The sequence below is a fragment of the Streptomyces asoensis genome, from assembly GCF_013085465.1.
Classification (GTDB): Bacteria; Actinomycetota; Actinomycetes; order Streptomycetales; family Streptomycetaceae; genus Streptomyces; species Streptomyces cacaoi_A.
This window is the reverse complement of sequence record NZ_CP049838.1, coordinates 4,085,642-4,105,497: the sequence shown is the minus strand read 5'-3', so window position 1 is coordinate 4,105,497 and position 19,856 is coordinate 4,085,642. Positions and strand designations below refer to the sequence as shown.

Below are 19,856 nucleotides of genomic sequence, written 5' to 3'. Positions count from 1 at the left end.
CCCGGGGCGCGATGTGACGCGCCCCGGGGGCCTCGGCGTCTTTCCGGCTCTTCATTCCCTTCTCGCCCTTCACTCCCTTCACTCCCTTCTGTGCCTTCCGGCCCTTCTGGTGGGTCCTGTCGCTTTGTGTCGCCTTGTGCCGCCTTTGTCGTTGCACGGGGTGCGTCCGGTGGTCACAGAGTGGTTGAGACCTCTTGTCGGCGTGTTCATGTAGTCCCTAGCCTCCGATGTGTTGTGCAGAGCGAAACAGTCATTGCATATGTTGCAACGCTCGGAGGATCGCGCCATGAAGCTCCCCACCCGACTGGCCGCACTCGCGGCCGCCGCCCTGGTCGTCGCCGCCTGCGCCCCCCAGACATCCGACAACTCCTCTTCCGACACGGACGCCAAGACGGGCACCCTGCGCGTCTGGCTGTTCCAGGAGGTCGGCAACAAGCCCAAGGAACAGGTCGTCGACTCGGTCGTCGCCGCCTTCGAGAAGGCCCACAAGGGCGCGAAGGTCGACGTCGAGTACATCCCGATCGACACCCGCGCCCAGCGCGTCAAGGCCGCCTTCAACGACCCCAAGTCGGCTCCTGACGTCATGGAGTACGGCAACACCGACACGGCCGGCTACGTCCACGACGGCGGACTCCTGGACGTCACCGAGGACTTCGGCGACTGGAGCGAGGCCAAGGCGACCGACCCCACCGCCAAGCAGTCCGTCACCGTCGACGGCAAGCTCTACGGCGCCCCCTTCTACGTCGGCGTCCGCGCCCTGTACTACCGCACGGACGTCTTCGAGGAACTCGGTCTGGAAGTCCCGAAGACCATGGCCGAGCTGGCGACCACCGCCCGCAGGATCCGCGCCGCGAAGCCCGATCTGTACGGCCTGGTGGTCGGCGGCGCCTACACCTACGGCGCGATGCCCTTCGTGTGGGCCAACGGCGGTGAACTCGCCACCGGCAAGAGCGGCTCGTACGCCTCCGGCATCGACAGCGCGGCCGCCCAAAAGGGCATCACCGCGTACACGTCGCTCTTCTCCGACGACAACTGTCCCGCCGCCAAGTGCGCGGGCATGGGCGGCAACGACACCATCACCGCCTTCGCCGCGGGCAAGGCGGGCATGGCGATCGGCGGCGACTTCAGCCACACGGCCGTGGAGGCCGGCAAGGTGAAGGGCGAGTACGCCGTCGTACCGCTGCCGGGTGTGACGTCCGGCTCGATCGCCCCGGCCTTCGCGGGCGGCAACAACATCGGTGTGCTGAAGAGCACCTCGCACCGCACCCTCGCCGTCCAGCTGATGGAGGCCCTCGCCTCGAAGAAGACCCAGGCATCGCTGTTCGACGCGATGGGCTTCCTGCCCACCTTCACGGACGTCCGGGACCAGGCCGCCGCGAAGGAACCCTTCGTGAAGCCCTTCGTGCAGACCCTGGCCGCCGGGACCAGGTTCGTGCCCGCGTCGCCCGCGTGGTCGCAGATCGACTCGTCCCTGGTCCTGCCGACGATGTTCCAGGAGGTCGTCAGCGGCAAGAAGGACGTGGCCGCGGCCTCGACGGAGGCGGCGAAGAAGATGGATGCCGCGTTCGGCTCGGCCGGGTGACGCCGGTGACGCCCAACAGCCCGGGGGTCGAGGTTCGTGGGCGACCGCCGGCCGGACGTGGCCGGTCGCGCCCACGCGGCGACAGCCGCACATCCGATGCGGCCCCGCGCCCCCGGGCCGGTCGTGGCGGGCGGCGTCAAACGGTGCCCTGGCTCTACCTCGCGCCCGCTCTCGTCGTCCTTGCCGCGCTGCTGGCCTACCCCGTCTACCAGCTCGGCCTGATCTCGCTCTTCCGCTACACCCAGGCCCAGGTCAGCGGCGGGGAGCCGACCGCCTTCCGGGGCTTCGGCAACTACGCGGACGTCTTCTCCGACGACCAGTTCTGGCAGGTGCTCCTGTCGACGGTCGTCTTCGCGGCGGCCTGTGTGGTCTCCACCCTCGCCGTCGGCTGCGCGCTCGCCGTGCTCCTCACGCGCGTGCGTGCCGTGCCGCGGCTCGCGCTGATGCTGGCCGCGATGGGCGCCTGGGCGACCCCCGCGGTCACCGGCTCGACGGTCTGGCTGTTCCTGTTCGACCCCGACTTCGGCCCGGTGAACCGGCTGCTGGGCCTCGGCGACCACTCATGGACGTACGGCCGCTTCAGCGCCTTCTTCCTCGTCCTGCTCGAAGTGGTCTGGTGCTCCTTCCCGTTCGTGATGGTCACCGTCTACGCCGGGATCCGCTCCGTGCCGTCCGAGGTCCTGGAGGCGGCGGCCCTGGACGGCGCCTCGCAGTGGCGGATCTGGCGGTCCGTGCTGGCCCCGATGCTGCGGCCGATCCTCGTGGTCGTCACCATCCAGTCGGTCATCTGGGACTTCAAGGTCTTCACCCAGATCTATGTGATGACGAACGGGGGCGGCATCGCCGGGCAGAACCTCGTCCTGAACGTCTACGCCTACCAACAGGCCTTCGCGTCCTCGCAGTACGGCCTCGGCTCGGCGATCGGCGTCGTGATGCTGCTGATCCTGCTCGCCGTCACGCTGGTGTACCTGCGGCTGCTGCGCCGGCAGGGGGAGGAGCTGTGAAAGGAGGAAGCGTGACTCTTGTGCGGGGTCTCGTGACCCGTCCGTGGCGGTTCGCCGCCGAGGCCTGCGCGCTGCTGGTCGCGGTGGTCGTCGCCTTCCCGCTCTACTGGATGGTGCTGGGCGCGTTCAAACCGGCCGGGGAGATCCGCTCGAGCGAGCCGCGACCGTGGACGCTCGCGCCCTCTCTGGATTCCTTCCGCCGCGTCTTCGGGCAGCAGGAATTCGGCCGCTACTTCCTCAACAGCCTTGTCGTGGCGGGCGCGGTGGTGATCGCCTCCGGAGTGATCGCGTTTCTCGCCGCGACCGCCGTGACCCGATTCCGGTTCCGCTTCCGCACCACCCTGCTGATCATGTTCCTGGTGGCCCAGATGGTGCCCGTGGAGGCGCTGACGATCCCGTTGTTCTTCCTCATGCGGGACTTCGGCCAGTTGAACACCCTGGGCTCCCTGATCCTGCCTCACATCGCCTTCTCACTGCCCTTCGCGATCTGGATGCTGAGAGGGTTCGTGAAAGCGGTTCCGGAGGCGCTGGAGGAGGCCGCGTACCTCGACGGGGCGAGCCGGACGCGCTTTCTGTGGCAGATCCTTTTCCCGCTCGTCCTGCCGGGTCTGGTGGCCACGAGCGTGTTTTCCTTCATCTCGGCCTGGAACGACTTCCTGTTCGCCAAGTCCTTCATCATCAGCGACACCTCGCAGTCGACCCTCCCGATGGCCCTGCTGGTCTTCTACAAGCCGGACGACCCCGACTGGGGCGGCGTGATGGCCGGCTCCACGGTCATGACGATTCCCGTTCTGGTGTTCTTCGTACTCGTACAGCGACGGCTGGTCTCCGGGCTGGGCGGAGCGGTAAAGGACTGATGTGCCTTCTGCATTCGACCTCGTCGAACTCGTCCCCGTGCCGCGCGCCGTCAACGGCCCCAAGCGCTGCGGTGTCGTCATCGACGAGAACATCACCGTATGGGCCGCGCCCGGCACGGAGGGCACCGAACGCTGGCTGCGCGCCACCCTCGGCGCGGCCTTCGGTGTGCCCCTGCGACCCGGCCCGCAGGGCGTCCGCGACTCCGTACAGCTGTGTCTGGACGACACGATGGAGCCGGAGGCGTACAAACTGAGCGTCCTCGCCACCTGGGGCATCGAGATCCGCGGCGGAAGCCCGGCCGGCGTCTTCTGGGGCGCGCAGACGCTGCGTCAGCTGCTCGGCCGGCACGCCTTCCGGCGCGCCCCCGTGCGGCCGGGGATCATGTACGGCATCCCGCACCAGATCATCGAGGACGCCCCCCGCTTCCGCTGGCGCGGCCTCATGCTCGACGTCGCCCGGCACTTCATGCCCAAGGACGGCGTCCTGCGCTACCTGGACCTGATGGCGGCGCACAAACTCAACGTCTTCCACTTCCATCTGACGGACGACCAGGGCTGGCGGATCGAGATCGAGCGGTACCCCCGGCTGACCGAGGTCGGTTCCTGGCGGGCGCGCACGAAATTCGGCCACCGGGCCTCACCGCTGTGGGAGGAGAAGCCGCACGGTGGCTTCTACACGCAGGACGACATCCGGGAGATCGTCGCCTACGCCGCCGAGCGGCATATCACCGTCGTCCCCGAAATCGACGTCCCCGGCCACTCGCAGGCCGCGATCGCCGCGTATCCGGAACTCGGCAACACCGACGTCATCGACACGACCGCCCTCTCCGTGTGGGACACCTGGGGGATCAATCCCAACGTACTCGCCCCCACCGACAACACCCTGCGCTTCTACGAGGGGGTCTTCGAGGAACTGCTGGAGCTGTTCCCCTCGGAGTTCATTCACGTCGGGGGTGACGAATGCCCCAAGGACCAGTGGCGGCAGTCGCCGGCCGCGCAGGCCCGCATCAGGGAACTCGGACTCGCCGGCGAGGACCAGCTCCAGTCCTGGTTCATCCGGCACTTCGACAAGTGGCTCTCCGCGCGCGGGCGTCGGCTCATCGGCTGGGACGAGATCCTGGAGGGCGGGCTCGCGGACGGGGCGGCCGTGTCGTCCTGGCGTGGCTACGCGGGCGGGATCGCCGCCGCGCGGGCCGGGCACGACGTCGTGATGTGCCCCGAGCAGCAGGTGTACCTGGACCACCGGCAGGACGGCGGCGCGGACGAGCCCGTGCCGATCGGGTTCGTGCGCACCCTGGAGGACGTCTACCGGTTCGAACCCGTTCCCTCGGAGCTGACACCGAAGGAGGCGGGGCATGTGCTCGGCACGCAGGCCAACCTGTGGACCGAGGTGATGGAGGACCCCGCGCGCGTGGACTACCAGGCCTTCCCCCGGCTCGCCGCCTTCGCCGAGGTCGCCTGGAGCGCCCTGCCCGCCCCGGAGGAGCGGGACTTCGCCGACTTCGAGCGACGGATGGAGGCCCACTACGAGCGGCTCGACGCGCTGGGCGTCGGCTACCGCCCGCCGGCCGGCCCCAGGCCGTGGCAGCGGCGGCCGGGTGTCCTGGGGCGCCCGATCGACGGCGCGCCCCCGAACCGGTGATACCGCGCGTCCTGGATGAACCCCGGCATAGCCACCGAAGAGTGGCAATTCAAGCGCACCGGTGATGCCGTGCGAAAACGGACCATCTCCCCGGTGAGGTGGGCGAATGCCTCCTAGCGGACCCCCGCGTTCGGGTGTTGCGAAGATGTGCCAGAGTTGCCACGTCCGCCCTGTCAGCACGTACCGTACGGCAGCACAGGTGGGACCAGGTGGGGCAGCGGGAAGGGGCAGCCGGTTTTGACCACGCACGCACCGCAGGCGGGGCAGGCCGTCACGCTGCCCACGACGCTGGACGAGGCCGTGGCGGCGCTGGCCGCCATGCCCGCCGCCGTGCCCGTGGCCGGCGGCACCGACCTGATGGCCGCCGTCAACTCGGGGCAGCTCAGGCCCACCGGACTGGTCGGTCTCGGCCGCATCAGCGAGATCCGCGGCTGGCAGTACCAGGACGGCCACGCGCTGCTCGGCGCCGGACTCACCCACGCGCGTATGGGCCGTCCCGACTTCGCCGCGCTGATCCCGGCGCTCGCCGCGGCCGCGCGCGCGGCGGGCCCGCCGCAGATCCGCAACGCGGGCACCCTCGGCGGCAACATCGCCTCGGCCGCTCCCACGGGCGACGCGCTGCCCGTGCTGGCCGCGCTGGAGGCGACCCTGATCATCGCGGGCCCGGGTGGAGCCCGCCGTGAGATGCCGGTGTCGCACCTGCTGGCCGGCATGGAGATGCTGCGCGGCGGCGAACTCATCGGGTACGTGCGCGTGCCGCTGCTGCACGCCCCGCAGATCTTCCTGAAGGCGACCGGCCGCACCGGCCCGGGCCGCGCGGTGGCCTCCGTGGCGCTGGTCCTCGACCCCGCCCGGCGTGGCGTCAGGTGCGCCGTCGGGGCCATAGCGCCGATGCCGCTGCGGCCCCTGGAGGCCGAGCAGTGGGTCGCCCGGCTCATCGACTGGGACAACAACCGCACCATCGTCCCCGAGGCGCTGACCGCCTTCGGGGAGTACGTCGCCGCCGCCTGCATCCCCGACCCGGTGCCGGGCGTGGACGGCTCCGTACCGGAACTTCCGCCCGCCGTACTGCACCTGCGGCGCACTGTCGCCGCGCTGGCCCGACGAGCACTGGGGAGGGCGCTGTCGTGAGCGACGACCAGCACGGACCCGGACACGGACACGGACAGGAAGACGGGCAGGGCCAGGGCGCGCCGCAGGGCGGCGGCCGCTGGGACCCGCTGCCCCAGGGGGACTACGACGACGGCGCGACCGCCTTCGTGAAGCTCCCCGAGGGCGGCATCGACGCCTTCCTGGCCGCCCGCGGCGACAGCCCGCTCGCCGCGCCGGGTCACGGGTACGTGCCGCCGCAGATAGCGGTGGCGCCCCCCACGGACGGCAGCGGAACGTGGGCGGCCCCGGCCGGCGGCTCCGACTGGCCCGCTCCGCAGGGCACCCCGCAGACGGTGGGCGACGACCGGTTCACGTACCACCCCGGCGCGACCGGGCAGTGGGCCTTCGAGGACACCTCCGGGCCGTCGGGCGCACCGGGGTCCGCGCCCGGCCACGACGTGACGGGCCAGTGGTCGATCCCCGTCGCGGGCGGCGACCTGCCCGACGAGTCGGGCGAGTTCACCACCTCGTCCCTGGTCGAGCAGTGGGGCGGCACGCCCCCGGCCACCCTGCCCGGCGGCGCGTCCGCGCCCTGGGCGACGGAACCGGCCGGCCCGACGGACCACGGCGTGCAGGACCACGGCGTGCAGGACCAGGTGTGGGGGCAGCACGCCGGCGAGGCCGACACGGCCGTGCGGCCGGCGACGGACCTGCCCGCGTTCGGGCACGCGCCGGAGCACGGCCCGATGGCCGTGGACCCCGACCGGCACCACCCCGCCGCCGAGCACACCGGGCAGCACACGCACCCGACCGGGGCATTCGCCCCGGAGATCTCCGCCGAGGCGTACACGGTGGCCCCGAACAGGCCTCCGGAGGCCGCCGGGCGAGACGCTCAGCGGGCCGCTGAGGCCGAAGAGGCCGCCGAGGGGTCCGGGAACGCCGAGCACGCCCACGAGGCCGCTCACGAGCCCGCTGAGGCCGCCCACGGCCCCGCGGAGCCGCCCGCCGAACCCGCCGCCCCGCACGGAGCCGCACGCGGCCCGGCCGAGACGCCCGAGGACCGGTCCGCCGCCGCGGACGCCCCGCACGATCCCGAGGCGGACGCGGCCCCCGACACCGCCTCCCAACGGTCCGCCGAGGCCGCCGAGTCGGCTGAGCCCGACGGGCCCGCCGAGGAGACGGACGACGCGCCGGCGCCGTTGCACGAGGAACACCCCCTCGCCGGCTACGTGCTGCGCGTCAACGGCTCCGACCGCCCCGTCACCGACGCCTGGATCGGCGAGTCGCTGCTCTACGTCCTGCGCGAGCGGCTCGGCCTCGCGGGCGCCAAGGACGGCTGCTCGCAGGGTGAGTGCGGAGCCTGCAACGTCCAGGTCGACGGACGGCTCGTCGCCTCCTGCCTGGTCCCGGCCGTCACCACCGCAGGCAGCGAGATCCGCACCGTCGAGGGCCTGGCCGTCGACGGACAGCCCTCGGACGTGCAGCGGGCGCTCGCCAAGTGCGGGGCCGTGCAGTGCGGCTTCTGCGTGCCCGGCATGGCGATGACCGTGCACGACCTCCTGGAGGGCAACCCGGCGCCCACCGAACTGGAGGCCCGCCAGGCCCTGTGCGGCAACCTGTGCCGCTGCTCCGGCTACCGGGGCGTCCTGCGGGCCGTCCAGGACGTCGTCGCCGAACGCGAGGCGGTCGCCGCCGCCGACGCCGAGACGGACGGCGACGAGGCACGTATTCCGCACCAGGCGGGACCGGGCGCCGGAGGCGTCCACCCGTCGGCGTTCGAGAACCCTGCACAGCCCCACCCGCATGACCCGGCATACGGACAGGGCCAGGACGGAGGCCAGGCGTGAGCAACGAGACAGTCACCGCGACGACGCCCGTGGATCCCGCCCCGGCCTCCGAGCCGATCCCGCACGGCCTCGGCGCCTCCTTGCAGCCCGCCGACGCGCGCGCCAAGACGGAGGGCACCTTCCCGTACGCGGCCGACCTGTGGGCCGAGGGTCTGCTGTGGGCGGCCGTGCTGCGCTCGCCGCACCCGCACGCGCGCATCGTGTCCATCGACACGTCACACGCGCGTGAGATGCCCGGCGTCCGGGCCGTCGTCACCCACGAGGACGTCCCCGGCCGCGCCCTGCACGGCCGCGGCAAGGCCGACCGCCCGGTGTTCGCCTCCGACGTCGTACGCCACCACGGCGAGCCCATCGCGGCCGTCGCCGCCGACCACCCGGACACCGCGCGGATGGCAGCGGCGGCCGTCATCGTCGAGTACGAGGTGCTCGACCCGGTGATCGACCCCGAGCAGGCCTTCGAGGCGGAGGCGCTGCACCCCGACGGCAACCTGATCCGGCACATCCCGCTGCACCACGGCGACCCGTCCGCGGCCGGCGAGGTCGTCGTCGAGGGCCAGTACCGCATCGGCCGCGCCGACCCCGCCCCGATCGGCGCCGAGGCCGGCCTCGCCGTGCCCCGACCCGACGGCGGTGTGGAGCTCTACCTCGCCTCCACCGACCCGCACACCGACCGGGACACCGCCGCCGCCTGCTACGGCCTCGAACCCGAGCGCGTGAAGATCGTCGTCACCGGAGTGCCCGGCGCCACCGCCGACCGCGAGGACCAGGGCTTCCAGCTCCCGCTCGGCCTGCTCGCGCTGAAGACCGGCTGCCCGGTGAAACTCACGGCCACGCGCGAGGAGTCCTTCCTCGGCCACGTCCACAGACATCCGACGCTGCTGCGCTACCGCCACCACGCCGACGCCGACGGCCGGCTGGTGAAGGTCGAGGCGCAGATCCTGCTGGACGCGGGCGCGTACGCCGACACCTCCGCCGAGGCCCTGGCCGCCGCCGTCTCCTTCGCCTGCGGCCCCTACGTCGTCCCGAACGCCTTCATCGAGGGCTGGGCGGTCCGCACGAACAACCCGCCGTCGGGCCATGTCCGCGGCGAGGGCGCGATGCAGGTCTGCGCCGCCTACGAGGCGCAGATGGACAAGCTGGCGAAGAAGCTCGGCGTCGACCCGGCGGAGCTGCGGCTGCGCAACGCCATGGCGACCGGGGACGTCCTGCCGACCGGCCAGACGGTGACCTGCCCGGCCCCCGTGGCCGAACTACTCCAGGCCGTCCAGGAGTTCCCCCTCCCGGCGCTCCCCAAGGACACGCCCGAGGAGGACTGGCTGCTGCCCGGCGGCCCCGAGGGCGCGGGCGAACCGGGCGCGGTGCGCCGGGGCGTCGGCTACGGCCTCGGCATGGTGCACATGCTGGGCGCGGAGGGCGCCGACGAGGTCTCCACGGCGACCGTGAAGGTCCAGGACGGCGTCGCGACGGTCCTGTGCGCGGCGGTGGAGACGGGCCAGGGCTTCACGACGCTGGCCCGCCAGATCGTCCAGGAGACGCTGGGTGTCGACGAGGTCCACGTGGCCCCGGTCGACACCGACCAGCCGCCCGCCGGCCCCGGCTGCCGGGGCCGCCACACATGGGTCTCGGGCGGCGCGGTGGAGCGCGCGGCGAAGATGGTCCGCACGCAGTTGCTCCAGCCCCTGGCGCACAAGTTCGGCATGTCCACGGAGCTGCTCCAGATCACGGACGGCAAGATCACCTCGTACGACGGCGTCCTGTCGACGACCGTCACGGAGGAGATGCAGGGCAAGGAGCTGTGGGCGACGGCCCAGTGCCGCCCGCACCCGACCGAGCCGCTGGACGCGGCCGGCCAGGGTGACGCCTTCGTCGGCCTCGCCTTCTGCGCGATCCGCGCGGTCGTGGACGTCGACATCGAGCTCGGCTCGGTCCGGGTCGTCGAACTGGCGGTCGCCCAGGACGTCGGCCGGATCCTCAACCCGGCGCAGCTCACCGCGCGCATCGAGGCCGGTGTGACGCAGGGCGTCGGCATCGCGCTCACCGAGAACCTCCGCACGCCGAGGGGCCTGATCCGCCACCCCGACCTCACCGGCTATGCGCTGCCCACCGCCCTGGACGCCCCGGACATCCGGATCGTCAAGCTGGTCGAGGAACGCGATGTGGTCGCCCCGTTCGGGGCGAAGGCCGCCAGCGCGGTCCCGGTGGTGACCTCTCCCGCGGCGATCGCCTCCGCCGTGCGCGCCGCGACGGGCCGCCCGGTGAACCGGCTGCCGATAAGGCCCCAGGCGGCGGTGGTGACGGACCGGTGAGCGAGCGGCATCCGGCGCCGGAGTCACCTTCGGACTCGGAGGCGGACGCGGACGCGCAGCGGTACGAACCTCCGCCCGGCGTGGGCAAGTTGTTGGGCTGGATCCTGCTGTTCGTGGTGGCGGCGGTGGTCGTGGTGCTCGGCGGCGTCTACCTCACCTGAGAGGTGATCGGGCCCGAAAGGGAACTCGTGAGGCTGCCCCGACGTCTGTCAGTGCGGGACCGGTGACGGGTGTGCTGGGTGCAGTCGCTGGTCAGAGCCGTTGTCAGTGGTGCCGCATAGGCTGCGGAGCAGTGGGACGGCGCACGCAACTTTCCGCACGGGGGACCCGATGGGCACGACCAGGACCACCACCGCCACGACAATGATCATCTTCAGCGAGGACGAGCTGTACCCGTATGTCACGCACGCGCCGACGCGCCGCTGGCTCACCGGCCCCGGCCTGCCCGCGACTCCGGGCGACGGCGGCCTGTTGACGTTCGAGGCGCTGCGCACGGACGGCCTGCGCACGGTCGGGGACTCCACGGGCGACCCCGACGGCCGCCTGGCGGCGGAGCTGCGCGACCGGCTGGTGATAGGCGGGCTCCTGGGCGCCGACGGCCGGGAGACGGAGTCCGTCCTGCTCGACGGCATGACCGGCGAGATCTCCACGACGTACTTCCTGCACGACCGCCCCGACCTGATGGACCTCCGCCCGCTCGCGCCCTCCCTGGAGAAGCTGGTGCGCTTCGCGACGGCGGTGGACGAACTGGCGGCCCTGCGCGGCCAGTTCGCCTGCTACGCGAGCCGGCTCGGGCCGAAGGCGGTGGCGGAGGCGTCACGGCAGCTGCTGGCCGTCTTCGAGGAGGGCGCGAAGGACACGGGCGGCGCGTCCGGCCCCTTCTGGAAGCTGGCCGCGGTGATCCGCCCGCTGGCCCTGGTGGCGGGTCCGGGCACGACGTCCGGCCTGGCCCTGGATCTGCCGGTCCGTCTCCTGGACGAGGAGTTCGGCTCCGGCGAGGTCGTCCGCTTCGAGGACGTCGACTGCCCGCGGGCGCTCACGCACGCCCCGACCCGCCGCTTCCTGCGCGAGGTGGGCCTGCCGGAGGAGGTCGTCTGGTTCTCGCTGGAGACGGACATGCCGCTCCAGACCCTCGCCGAGTACCACGCGGACGACCGCGGCGGCGTCCTCACCGAGGAGCGGCTGCCCGCGAACGCCGACCGGCTGATCCGCCTGGGCCATCTCCTCGAGGAGACCAGCCTGGTCGTCGACGGCGCCACGGGCGCGGTGCTGAGCTGGAGCGAGCCGGATCTCGGCCTGCGCCCGCTCAACGCCGACATCTCGACGCTGGCGTTCACCCTCTGGCTGATCCGCCGTGAGCGGGCCCTGGACGCGGTGCACCGGCTGACCGAGGCCTACGACCAGCTCGCCGAGACGATGTCCCGCACCCTGGCCGCGGTCGACCCGGTCGCCTGCGACCCGACCCCGGTCCCGGCCGTCCCCACGGACGACGGCCGGCGGTACTGGCCGGGCGTCTTCGAGGACGAGGCGGGCGGGGGCCTGTACGCGTAGCCCGCGCCCGCACCGGCTCTCCTGCTCTGCGGTCAGCCCCTGCGGCACCGGCTGACGTCGATCCGTACGACCTGCGGGTCGTGATCGCTGGCCTGGTCGGCGAACTCGGCGTTGATGTGCACCACGTCGTAGTCGTAGTGCGTGACGGCCGGGCTGGTGAGGATGTGGTCCAGGGTCTGCGAGTTGCCGTCGTAGACGTAGGTGTACCGCTCGGCGGCCGGCAGGGTGGTGATCAGCGGGGTGAGGACACGGCCGGCGGTGAGGGTGGCCACGGTCTGGGAGAACTCGTAGTCGTTGAGGTCGCCGAGCACCACGGTCTTGGCGTTCTTGTCCGCCGCGAGCAGGGACTTGACGAAGGAGTTCACCTCGGCCGCCTGTGCCTGGCGCTGGGTCTCGGAGCTGCGTGACGGCGGCTGGTAGCGGCCGTGCAGGGGCTGGTCGCCGCCCTTGGAGGTGAAGTGGTTGGCGATCACGAAGACCGTCTCCCCGTGGAAGACGAACTCGCCGACCAGCGGCTTGCGGCTGTTGTCCCAGGCGTCGGAGGCCGGGTCGATGCGCCCCGGGGAGGCGGTGAGCTTCGCGCCCTTCCTGGTCTTCACCACGCTGGTTGCCGTGACGGCGTCACCGCCGGCCCGGTCGGTGAAGGAGACCCGCTTGGGGTTGAAGAGGAAGACCTGACGGATGTTGCCGCCGGGCTCCCCGCCGTCCTGGTTGTCGGTGGGGGCGATGTAGCGCCACTGGTAGCGGGGGCCGCCGGCGGCGCGGATGGCGTCGGTGAACCGCTTCAGGGTGGCCTCGGAGGTGACGGTGCCGTCGTTGGTGGCGCCGTTGTCGTCCTGGATCTCCTCCAGGGCGACGACATCGGGGGAGTTGAGGTTGACGGCGACCCCGTGCGCGAGCCGGTCGATCTTCTCCTGGGCGTCCAGCGCGTCCAGGTTCTCCACGTTGTACGTGGCGACCGCGAGCTCGTCGCCCTTCTGCCGACGGGTCACTTCCTGCTTCAGCCCGTTGTCGACCAGGGTGCCGAGCTGCGTGGCCTGGACGTTGTAGCCGCCGTAGGTGGAGTAGTCGAGCGGCCCGGTGGTGGTGCCGGACAGTTCGTCGCCGACGTCGGCGGAGGGGAAGGCGGTGGTGGTGTCGAGCGACATGACCTCAAGACGACCGGTGCCCGGCTGGTCGTAGGAGGGGTAGAGCGTCCCGCCGCGGGCCGTGGCGTTCTCGTCCGGCTTGACGGTCACCCACAGCTCGCCGTACGCGTCGCTCGCGCCGACGACACGGGCGTCGGAGAACGCGACCCGCATCCCCTCCGTCGACTCGTAGAAGTCCTGGGCGTACACGGCCGGTTCGAGGGCGAGCGACTCGATGCTGCCGCCACCGGCGGTGGGGATGTACGCGGCGGGCACGTTCGCGGCGCTCAGGGCGACGGCGGCGGGCAGCGCGTTGCCGCTGGACAGCACGGTCGCGGTGGGGGCGGTGAGCTCGGTGACCGACTGGCTGGTGCTGCTCGGGTAGTACTCGCTGACCTTGCCGCTGACCAGCACGGAGTCGCCGACGGCGACGGTGGGCGTGGCGGACCCGGTGTACACGAACACGCCCTCGCTGGTGCGGGAGTCGGCGTCCGCCGTCGGATCCTGGATCCAGTACCCCTTGGACCCGGAGGTCCGCACCCCGGTGACGATGCCCGGCACTCGGCTGACGGTCTGCCCGGCGAGCGGGGAGAGCCGGGTGGTGCCCTGGATGTTGTGGACGCGGACGGTACCGGGCGTGGTCGGATCGCCACCGCCGTCTCCACCGTCCCCGCCGCCGTCGCCCGAACCAGGAGTCCCTCCGGCGGAGTTGACGGGCGATGGGGTACCGGCCGTGAGGTCGGCGGCGTTGTCGTCGGTGTCGCCCAGGGCGGCGCCCCGCGCGACGGCGGCGGTGTTGGAGGCCCCGGTGGCAGGCCCGCTGCCCTCCCGTACGAGGGCGCTGCCGTAGCCGACCAGGTCGACGATCCGACCGTCGGCGGCGCAGTCGGCGGCGGTCTTGCACGTCAGGGCGGTGGTACCGGAGACGAGGGCGATGGTGCCGCTGGTGGCGCTCATGGCGACGGAACCGGTGGCGTCGGCGGTGGGCAGCGCGGTGCTCCCTCCGGTCCCGGCGGCCTCGGCGACGAGGAAACGCCCGCCGGGCGCGACGGCCCCGCTCAGCGCCGTCACCTGCCACAGCGAGGACGCCGACGGCGCACCCGGCAGGTACTGCACGCTGTACCCGGCCAGGTCGTAGGCAGCCGACCCCGCGTTGCCCAGCTCGACGAAGTCCCGGGTCAGGGTCGCCCCGGAGTTCCCGCCACCGCCGTACACCTCGGAGATCACCGCGGTGGCGGACGGCGTCGCGTAGGCGGCGGGCAGCGAGGTGATGGCGAACGCGCTCGCCACACCCACGGATATGAGCGCGTAGGCGGCACGGCGGGTTCTGTTTCCTACGGGTCTGGACACGCTGGAGGTCTCCTCGTACGTCGTCGTGTACGGCCGATGGCGGTGTGGGGGAGTCGGCTCAAGTTACGCGCGTAGAGAGGGGGTTGTTAAGGGGGCGTAGGTTAAATCGGGGGAACGGAAAGGTGTGTTGCTCCGGCGGGGGAGTGTGCGCCGCCGAAACGAGGAGGCCGGCCTGATGGCGAGGGATCCGGCCCTACGCGATCTCACTTTCCGGAGCTGGCCGGTGAGCCCGGCCGATTCGCCGACGACGCCGGACCGCGACGCGGGGTGCCCGGGCGCGGCCATGGCGGATGTGGCTGCGCAGTTGCCCGGGGGTGACTCCGGCCGCCCAGGAACGTCACGCGCTGTCCCACGCCCTGCGTGAGCGGCGACAGGCGCGGCGGGACTCGACATCGACGGCTCCCCGGCCCTCTTCGACCACCGCATCCACCCGGTCCCCGGCGCCCGCCTGGCACCCGGATACCTCACCGGCCTGACTCGGTGGATCGGCCGACAACACCGACAACTGTGAGACAGGGAGGGGAGCGACACCTCAGGCCTCCCCTGCGTCACCGGTCGGTCAGCCGGGTTCGCTACGCTTTGGGTAAGGCACTCGCACTATGGGGGATTTACATGGCCAGTGCGCAGCCCAAAGGAGTGCAGTCGACCAAACAGCGTGGTGTGTCGCAGCCACATGCGGAGCCCGAGGCGGGGCGGACGCCGACTTCCGGGGTGCAGGGGCAGCGGACGCCGACTTCCGGGGTGCAGGGGCAGCGGACGCCGACGTCCGGGGCGCAGGGGCAGCGGACGCCGACCTCGTCGTCCGGTGCGCGGGAGTCCGTCGAGAAGCGGCAGCCGACCCAGCATTCGGGACCTGATGCGGAGTCTCGTCCCGACCCGGGCAGTTCGCTCGGAGCGGCCCGGTCGCGGGCCGCCGACACGCCGGACCCCTTGATGGTGGTGTTCCTCGGACAGATCACCAACAGCCAGGTGGCGATCAACAATGGCGCGGTGACCCAGACCATGACGAGGGAGCTGTCCGAGCCGCGTCGGGCGAGTACGGATCGGACACCGCCGGAGCCGGAGAGCGACTCCCCGCACGGGAAGCGTTCCCTGGCGTTCGAACCGGCGTGGGAGTCCGCGTTGTCGGACATGGTAGTCCTGCGACATGAGCCCCTGATGAGCGCCGAAGAGCGTTGTCGGGTACAGCTCCTGCATGCGCTCAGTGGTCTGCTGGACCGACTTGATCAGCTGGAACTGAGCCCCGAGGCTCTGTTCGCCCTGCGGCATGACTTGCGAGAGCTCCGGACCGCGCTTGGGCGAACTCCGCTCGACATGCCGCACGTTCACGCAGTGATCAGGCGGGTGCAGGCCCAACTGCCACTGACAGAGGCGCCGGAGGAGGCTGTTTCCGACGAGAGCTGAGACGGACGACCGAGAGAGCCGGGTCGCGGCTGTCGGTGTGACTCGTCTGACGGCCGTCGCGGTCTGGAAGGGTACGGCGCGGCCGGCCACCCGCTCCCGCAGCAGCCGGCCAAGGGGGCGAATAGGCTGGTCGTAGGGGGTCGGCATGGTTCGATCCGAGGAGCCTTCCATGAGGAAGAACAGAAAGGGCGCCTGGCGCGCGACGGGAATCGTCACCGCACTCGCCACGGCCGCCGCGATCGCCTCCGTCGCACCGGTTCAGGCCCAGTCCACCGCTCAACTGTCCGCGTGGGTCAGCGACGGCTGGGGCGGCGGCACCATCACCAGCCAGCCCGCCGGCATCAACTGCCACCAGTCGGCTTGGGATCCGTACGCGAACAACGAACCGCAGCCGTACCCGACGGGCACCTGCACCGCGAGCTTCGAGGTCGGCGCGACGGTCACCTTCACCGCCACCCCCGACTCGGGTTCCTACATCAACGACGGCCCCACGCCGAACCCCGTCACCATCCGAACCGGCTACAACTTCACGTGGGTGATGTTCTGCCCGGACGGCGGCCTCTGCTCGGCAGGCTGACGACCGCGCGACCGTCACAGCTGATCAATATTTGCATCTTACGAAACCAGGATCAGTCGACTTATGAAGGCTGGCCGACTCTCTTGTACCAAAAATGAGCAGTTGGCAAATGGCGCGCATGATTACTCCCCTTCGGAGATAGATCTCCTCCAGGAGGCAGGTCATATCGAAGGGGTCCCGCATGCCGGTCGAACCATGGTCCGTAGCGACGCTGGCAGTGCGCGCTGGTATGACAGCTTATAGCGAGCGGCAGCAAATTGCTTCCACCTGGCACAGAATCATCACGAAGATCATGCACAGGCAGTCCTCGATAGCCATAACCGGTGTGGGAGGCGTGGGGAAAACCGTACTCTCCGACTATCTTTCGGGAGAAGGGTTGTCGATCCACTACTCAACACCGGGAAGGTCGGTCAATCAGGAGCGCAAGGAGCTCTATTCCAGCAAGAGGCTGACGGCACTCACCATCGTTCCGGGACAAGTCTCCCCGCAGAAAGACAAGAGTCTCGACGAACTGTTCGATGGGCGGCGCCGGGTAGACGGAGTCATTCACGTCGTCAGCAACGGATTTATCACCCTGCGAGAGCAGGATGCGAGAGAGCTCGCGCAGGAGCACAATGACCTGGAAAGGTTTCGGGAGTTCCAGAGGAACAAAGAGGTGGAAGAGTTCAAGGAACTGATCAGTTACGTCAAGTCATCGCACCGGAAGGGGAAAGGGCCTTCCTGGTTGTTGCTGGCCGTGAACAAAGTCGACCTGTATTACGAGGACACCAGTCTCAAGGGTGCCTACAGGCACTATGCCGCCCCCGGTGGCCAGTTCTTCGCATGCTTGGATCAACTTGGCGCATCCCTGGGGCGGACCGACTTCGAGTGGGACGCCCTGCCGGTATGCGCCTCACTGAGTGATTTCATCTGGGAGGAGGAAGGCGTCCAGTCAATGCTTCTCCCTGACCAGCGCAACAAGCTCCTCCTGGGCCTCTTGAAGGCCATTGACGACCGAATCTCCGCGTCATGAACTCGGATGAGGAATGGCATGATGTGCAGAAAATGCTCGAACTTGCCGAAGAGATGCAGGAGAAGATCGATCGGAGCAGTCGACTCTCCACGGCCGGCGAAAGCCTTTTCACGCTTCTGGCCGCCGCTTCCCTCGGCGGCGCCGCGTTCCTGACCTCTCATCCGAAAACCCTTGCGCTGATAGATCCGGCCTATTACGTCGCCTGGACGCTTGCGCTCACCGGCTCTCTGTTTCAATGGCTTCAGCGAAGAAGCATGAATCAGCGAGTTTTCCGCCGCGAGGGGCGAGCGATGGTGCGCGTTCTGGACCTCCTTCACGAGGTCGACGCGTCCCTCAGTCTGAGCAAACTACAGAAAGCCGAGCTGCGCATCCGGCTGGCGAGGCTGGACATGACGGCCAGTTCCGGCGGAGGGCTTATCAGTCGGGCGATTCGAGTACTGCTGGCATCGCCCGCGGGTTCCGGTCCAACAAAAGACAGGGACCCGTACGACCGAATGTGACTCCACAGGAATTGCTTCCATCGACAGAGGAAACCGAGACGGATCCGAGCGCCCGAGGTGTGGCATTTTCCAAAAGTCACGCCGAGGCGCCACGGTAGAAAACATGATCGCCGCGGCGACATCGTCTCGGTGTCCGCTCTGAGACGGACGGTCGAAAAGGCGGCACCCCCGAAGGAGTGCCGCCCTCTCGTTCTGCCTGGTCAGGCCGGTCAGAGGCCGTGGCGGGAATTGAACCCACGTACCTCGCTTTGCAGGCGAGTCCCTAAGCCACTCGGGCACACGGCCAGGTCGGGGGTGGGGTGTCGGCCCCGTTCCGAACTTGGTAGGTCGACCGTACGGCGGGGTGAGGAAGGGGCTCAAGGGGGACGCGGGGGCTGCAATGGGACTGCCACACGCCGTTCATGAAACGGGGGTGCGGCGTGGTGGTCGTAGGACCATCGTCCCGGTCGTGGACCCGTCTTCCGACAGGGGTCAATGTCGGTTGTGGACCTTACGCTGGCCCTCATGGCTGCCCTCGAACCCCGCGACACCGGTGTCGCCGACGACCTCCTTTCCTCCGCCGCCGTGGAGCGGGCCGGCGAGCCCGGCGAGACCGTTCTCGGGAGTTCCTACCGGGCCCTCACCATCGGGATCGTCTCCGTCGTGCTGCTCATCGCCTTCGAGGCGACCGCCGTGGGCACCGCCATGCCGGTGGCGGCGCGGGAGCTCGACGGGGTGGCGCTGTACGCGTTCGCGTTCTCCGGGTACTTCACCACCAGCCTGTTCGGGATGGTGTTCGCCGGGCAGTGGTCGGACCGGCGGGGGCCGCTCGGGGCGCTGGGCGGTGGCATCGCGGCCTTCGCCGCCGGGCTGCTGCTCTCCGGGAGCGCCGGGGGCATGTGGGTGTTCATCCTCGGGCGGGCCGTGCAGGGGCTCGGCGGGGGGCTGGTGATCGTCGCGCTGTACGTCGTCGTCGGGCGGGCCTACCCGGAGCGGCTGCGGCCCGCGATCATGGCCGCGTTCGCCGCCTGCTGGGTCGTGCCGTCCGTGGTCGGGCCGCTGGCCGCCGGTGCGGTGACCGAGCAGCTGGGGTGGCGGTGGGTCTTCCTCGGGATACCCGCCCTCGTGGTGCTTCCGCTCGCGCTCGCGTTGCCCCAGATACGGCGGCGGGCGAGTGGCCCCGTGGAGGGCATGGCCGCGGGCGCCTTCGACCGGCGGCGGATCCGGCTGGCCCTCGGCATCTCCCTCGGCGCGGGACTGCTTCAGTACGCCGCCCAGGATCTGCGGCCGGTCTCGCTCGTCCCCGGCGCCGCGGGCATCGCGCTGCTCGTGCCCGCCGTGCTCGGGCTGCTCCCGCGCGGCACCTGGCGGGCGGCCCGCGGGCTGCCGTCCGTCGTGCTGCTGCGCGGGGTGGCCGCGGGGTCCTTCATCGCCGCCGAGTCCTTCGTGCCGCTGATGCTCGTGACGGAGCGGGGGCTGAGCCCGACCCTTGCCGGGTTCTCGCTCGCGGCCGGCGGGGCGACCTGGGCGCTGGGGTCGTGGGTGCAGTCACGGCCGTGGGCGGAGCCGTACCGGGAGCGGCTGATGGCGCTCGGGATGGTGCTGGCGGCTGCCGCCATCGCCGCCGCGCCCAGTGTCCTGATCCATTCCGTGCCCGTCTGGACCGTGGCCGTCGCCTGGGGCTTCGGGTGCCTCGGGATGGGGCTGGTGATCGCCGCCTCGAGCGTGCTGATGCTGAAGCTGTCCGCCCCCGAGGAGGCCGGGGCCAACTCCGCGGCCCTCCAGATCTCGGACGGGCTGTCCAACGTGCTGCTGCTGGCCGTGGGAGGTGCCGCCTTCGTGGCGCTCGGCGGCGGGAGCGTGGCGCACGCGACGACATCCGCCACGACGTCCGCCGGTTCCCATCCGGCCGCCTTCGCCGCCGTCTTCCTGCCGATGGCGGCCGTCGCGCTGTTCGGAGCCTGGGTGACGACGCGGCTGCGGGCGGAATCGCGATGACACCATGCGGTACCGGCCGGTACCGTCC

15 protein-coding genes and 1 tRNA gene are annotated in these 19,856 nt (G+C 70.8%); 14 read left to right on the top strand and 2 right to left on the bottom strand.

Annotated features, from left to right (window positions below):
* Positions 1-286: 286 nt before the first annotated feature.
* From G9272_RS18310 to G9272_RS18270, 9 genes are all read left to right on the top strand, one after another.
* Positions 287-1,582, top strand: a complete 1,296-nt coding sequence (locus G9272_RS18310; RefSeq protein WP_171397585.1) for an extracellular solute-binding protein — start codon at positions 287-289, stop codon at positions 1,580-1,582.
* Positions 1,583-1,587: 5 nt separating this feature from the next.
* Entirely contained in the window at positions 1,588-2,586 is a 999-nt protein-coding gene (locus G9272_RS18305; RefSeq protein WP_171397584.1) for a carbohydrate ABC transporter permease, read from the top strand.
* Positions 2,587-2,597: 11 nt separating this feature from the next.
* A complete protein-coding gene (locus tag G9272_RS18300; RefSeq protein ID WP_171397583.1) occupies positions 2,598-3,443 on the top strand; it encodes a carbohydrate ABC transporter permease in 846 nt (281 codons plus the stop codon).
* A 1-nt stretch (position 3,444) separates the two neighbouring features.
* A complete protein-coding gene (locus G9272_RS18295; protein WP_171397582.1) occupies positions 3,445-5,085 on the top strand; it encodes a beta-N-acetylhexosaminidase in 1,641 nt (546 codons plus the stop codon).
* A gap of 237 nt (positions 5,086-5,322) precedes the next feature.
* Positions 5,323-6,216 carry an FAD binding domain-containing protein gene (locus G9272_RS18290; protein WP_171397581.1) on the top strand — a complete coding sequence of 298 codons (894 nt, stop codon included), beginning with the start codon at positions 5,323-5,325 and terminating at the stop codon, positions 6,214-6,216.
* A complete protein-coding gene (locus G9272_RS18285; protein ID WP_171397580.1) occupies positions 6,213-8,024 on the top strand; it encodes a 2Fe-2S iron-sulfur cluster-binding protein in 1,812 nt (603 codons plus the stop codon). Before G9272_RS18290 ends, G9272_RS18285 begins: the two co-directional genes overlap by 4 nt.
* The gene (locus G9272_RS18280) at positions 8,021-10,330 is read left to right on the top strand and encodes a xanthine dehydrogenase family protein molybdopterin-binding subunit (protein ID WP_171397579.1); all 2,310 of its coding nucleotides are present in this window, start codon (positions 8,021-8,023) and stop codon (positions 10,328-10,330) included. The genes G9272_RS18285 and G9272_RS18280 overlap by 4 nt, the downstream gene beginning before the upstream one ends.
* Entirely contained in the window at positions 10,327-10,491 is a 165-nt protein-coding gene (locus G9272_RS18275; RefSeq protein ID WP_171394571.1) for a hypothetical protein, read from the top strand. Before G9272_RS18280 ends, G9272_RS18275 begins: the two co-directional genes overlap by 4 nt.
* A 169-nt stretch (positions 10,492-10,660) precedes the next feature.
* Entirely contained in the window at positions 10,661-11,881 is a 1,221-nt protein-coding gene (locus G9272_RS18270; protein ID WP_171397578.1) for an SUKH-4 family immunity protein, read from the top strand.
* Between the two features lie 32 nt (positions 11,882-11,913).
* Here the strand turns inward: G9272_RS18270 and G9272_RS18265 are convergent, their stop codons facing one another.
* Positions 11,914-14,304 (bottom strand): lamin tail domain-containing protein, encoded by a 2,391-nt coding sequence (locus tag G9272_RS18265; protein ID WP_171402050.1) that lies wholly within the window; start codon positions 14,302-14,304, stop codon positions 11,914-11,916.
* A 666-nt stretch (positions 14,305-14,970) separates the two neighbouring features.
* Between G9272_RS18265 and G9272_RS18260 the strand changes: the two genes are divergently transcribed.
* From G9272_RS18260 to G9272_RS18245, 4 genes are all read left to right on the top strand, one after another.
* Positions 14,971-15,762 carry a hypothetical protein gene (locus G9272_RS18260; protein WP_171397577.1) on the top strand — a complete coding sequence of 264 codons (792 nt, stop codon included), beginning with the start codon at positions 14,971-14,973 and terminating at the stop codon, positions 15,760-15,762.
* Between the two features lie 169 nt (positions 15,763-15,931).
* Positions 15,932-16,339, top strand: coding sequence for a hypothetical protein (locus tag G9272_RS18255; RefSeq protein WP_171397576.1), 408 nt, complete (start codon positions 15,932-15,934; stop codon positions 16,337-16,339).
* Positions 16,340-16,520: 181 nt separating this feature from the next.
* Positions 16,521-17,351 carry a GTPase domain-containing protein gene (locus G9272_RS18250; protein ID WP_171397575.1) on the top strand — a complete coding sequence of 277 codons (831 nt, stop codon included), beginning with the start codon at positions 16,521-16,523 and terminating at the stop codon, positions 17,349-17,351.
* The gene (locus G9272_RS18245; protein WP_171397574.1) at positions 17,348-17,851 is read left to right on the top strand and encodes a hypothetical protein; all 504 of its coding nucleotides are present in this window, start codon (positions 17,348-17,350) and stop codon (positions 17,849-17,851) included. The genes G9272_RS18250 and G9272_RS18245 overlap by 4 nt, the downstream gene beginning before the upstream one ends.
* 213 nt (positions 17,852-18,064) lie before the next feature.
* On the opposite strand, the gene G9272_RS18240 is transcribed toward G9272_RS18245, so the two are convergent.
* A tRNA-Cys gene (locus G9272_RS18240) sits at positions 18,065-18,136 on the bottom strand.
* Positions 18,137-18,355: 219 nt separating this feature from the next.
* Between G9272_RS18240 and G9272_RS18235 the strand changes: the two genes are divergently transcribed.
* Positions 18,356-19,828 carry an MFS transporter gene (locus G9272_RS18235; RefSeq protein ID WP_171397573.1) on the top strand — a complete coding sequence of 491 codons (1,473 nt, stop codon included), beginning with the start codon at positions 18,356-18,358 and terminating at the stop codon, positions 19,826-19,828.
* Positions 19,829-19,856 lie beyond the last annotated feature (28 nt).

What these genes read in the sequence shown, in the direction of transcription:
- G9272_RS18310 (WP_171397585.1), top strand. Translation starts at nt 287, where the DNA reads ATGAAGCTCCCCACCCGACTGGCCGCACTCGCGGCCGCCGCCCTGGTC.
- G9272_RS18270 (WP_171397578.1), top strand. Translation starts at nt 10,661, where the DNA reads ATGGGCACGACCAGGACCACCACCGCCACGACAATGATCATCTTCAGC.
- G9272_RS18245 (WP_171397574.1), top strand. Translation starts at nt 17,348, where the DNA reads ATGAACTCGGATGAGGAATGGCATGATGTGCAGAAAATGCTCGAACTT.
- G9272_RS18260 (WP_171397577.1), top strand. Translation starts at nt 14,971, where the DNA reads ATGGCCAGTGCGCAGCCCAAAGGAGTGCAGTCGACCAAACAGCGTGGT.
- G9272_RS18250 (WP_171397575.1), top strand. Translation starts at nt 16,521, where the DNA reads ATGCCGGTCGAACCATGGTCCGTAGCGACGCTGGCAGTGCGCGCTGGT.
- G9272_RS18235 (WP_171397573.1), top strand. Translation starts at nt 18,356, where the DNA reads ATGGCTGCCCTCGAACCCCGCGACACCGGTGTCGCCGACGACCTCCTT.
- G9272_RS18255 (WP_171397576.1), top strand. Translation starts at nt 15,932, where the DNA reads ATGAGGAAGAACAGAAAGGGCGCCTGGCGCGCGACGGGAATCGTCACC.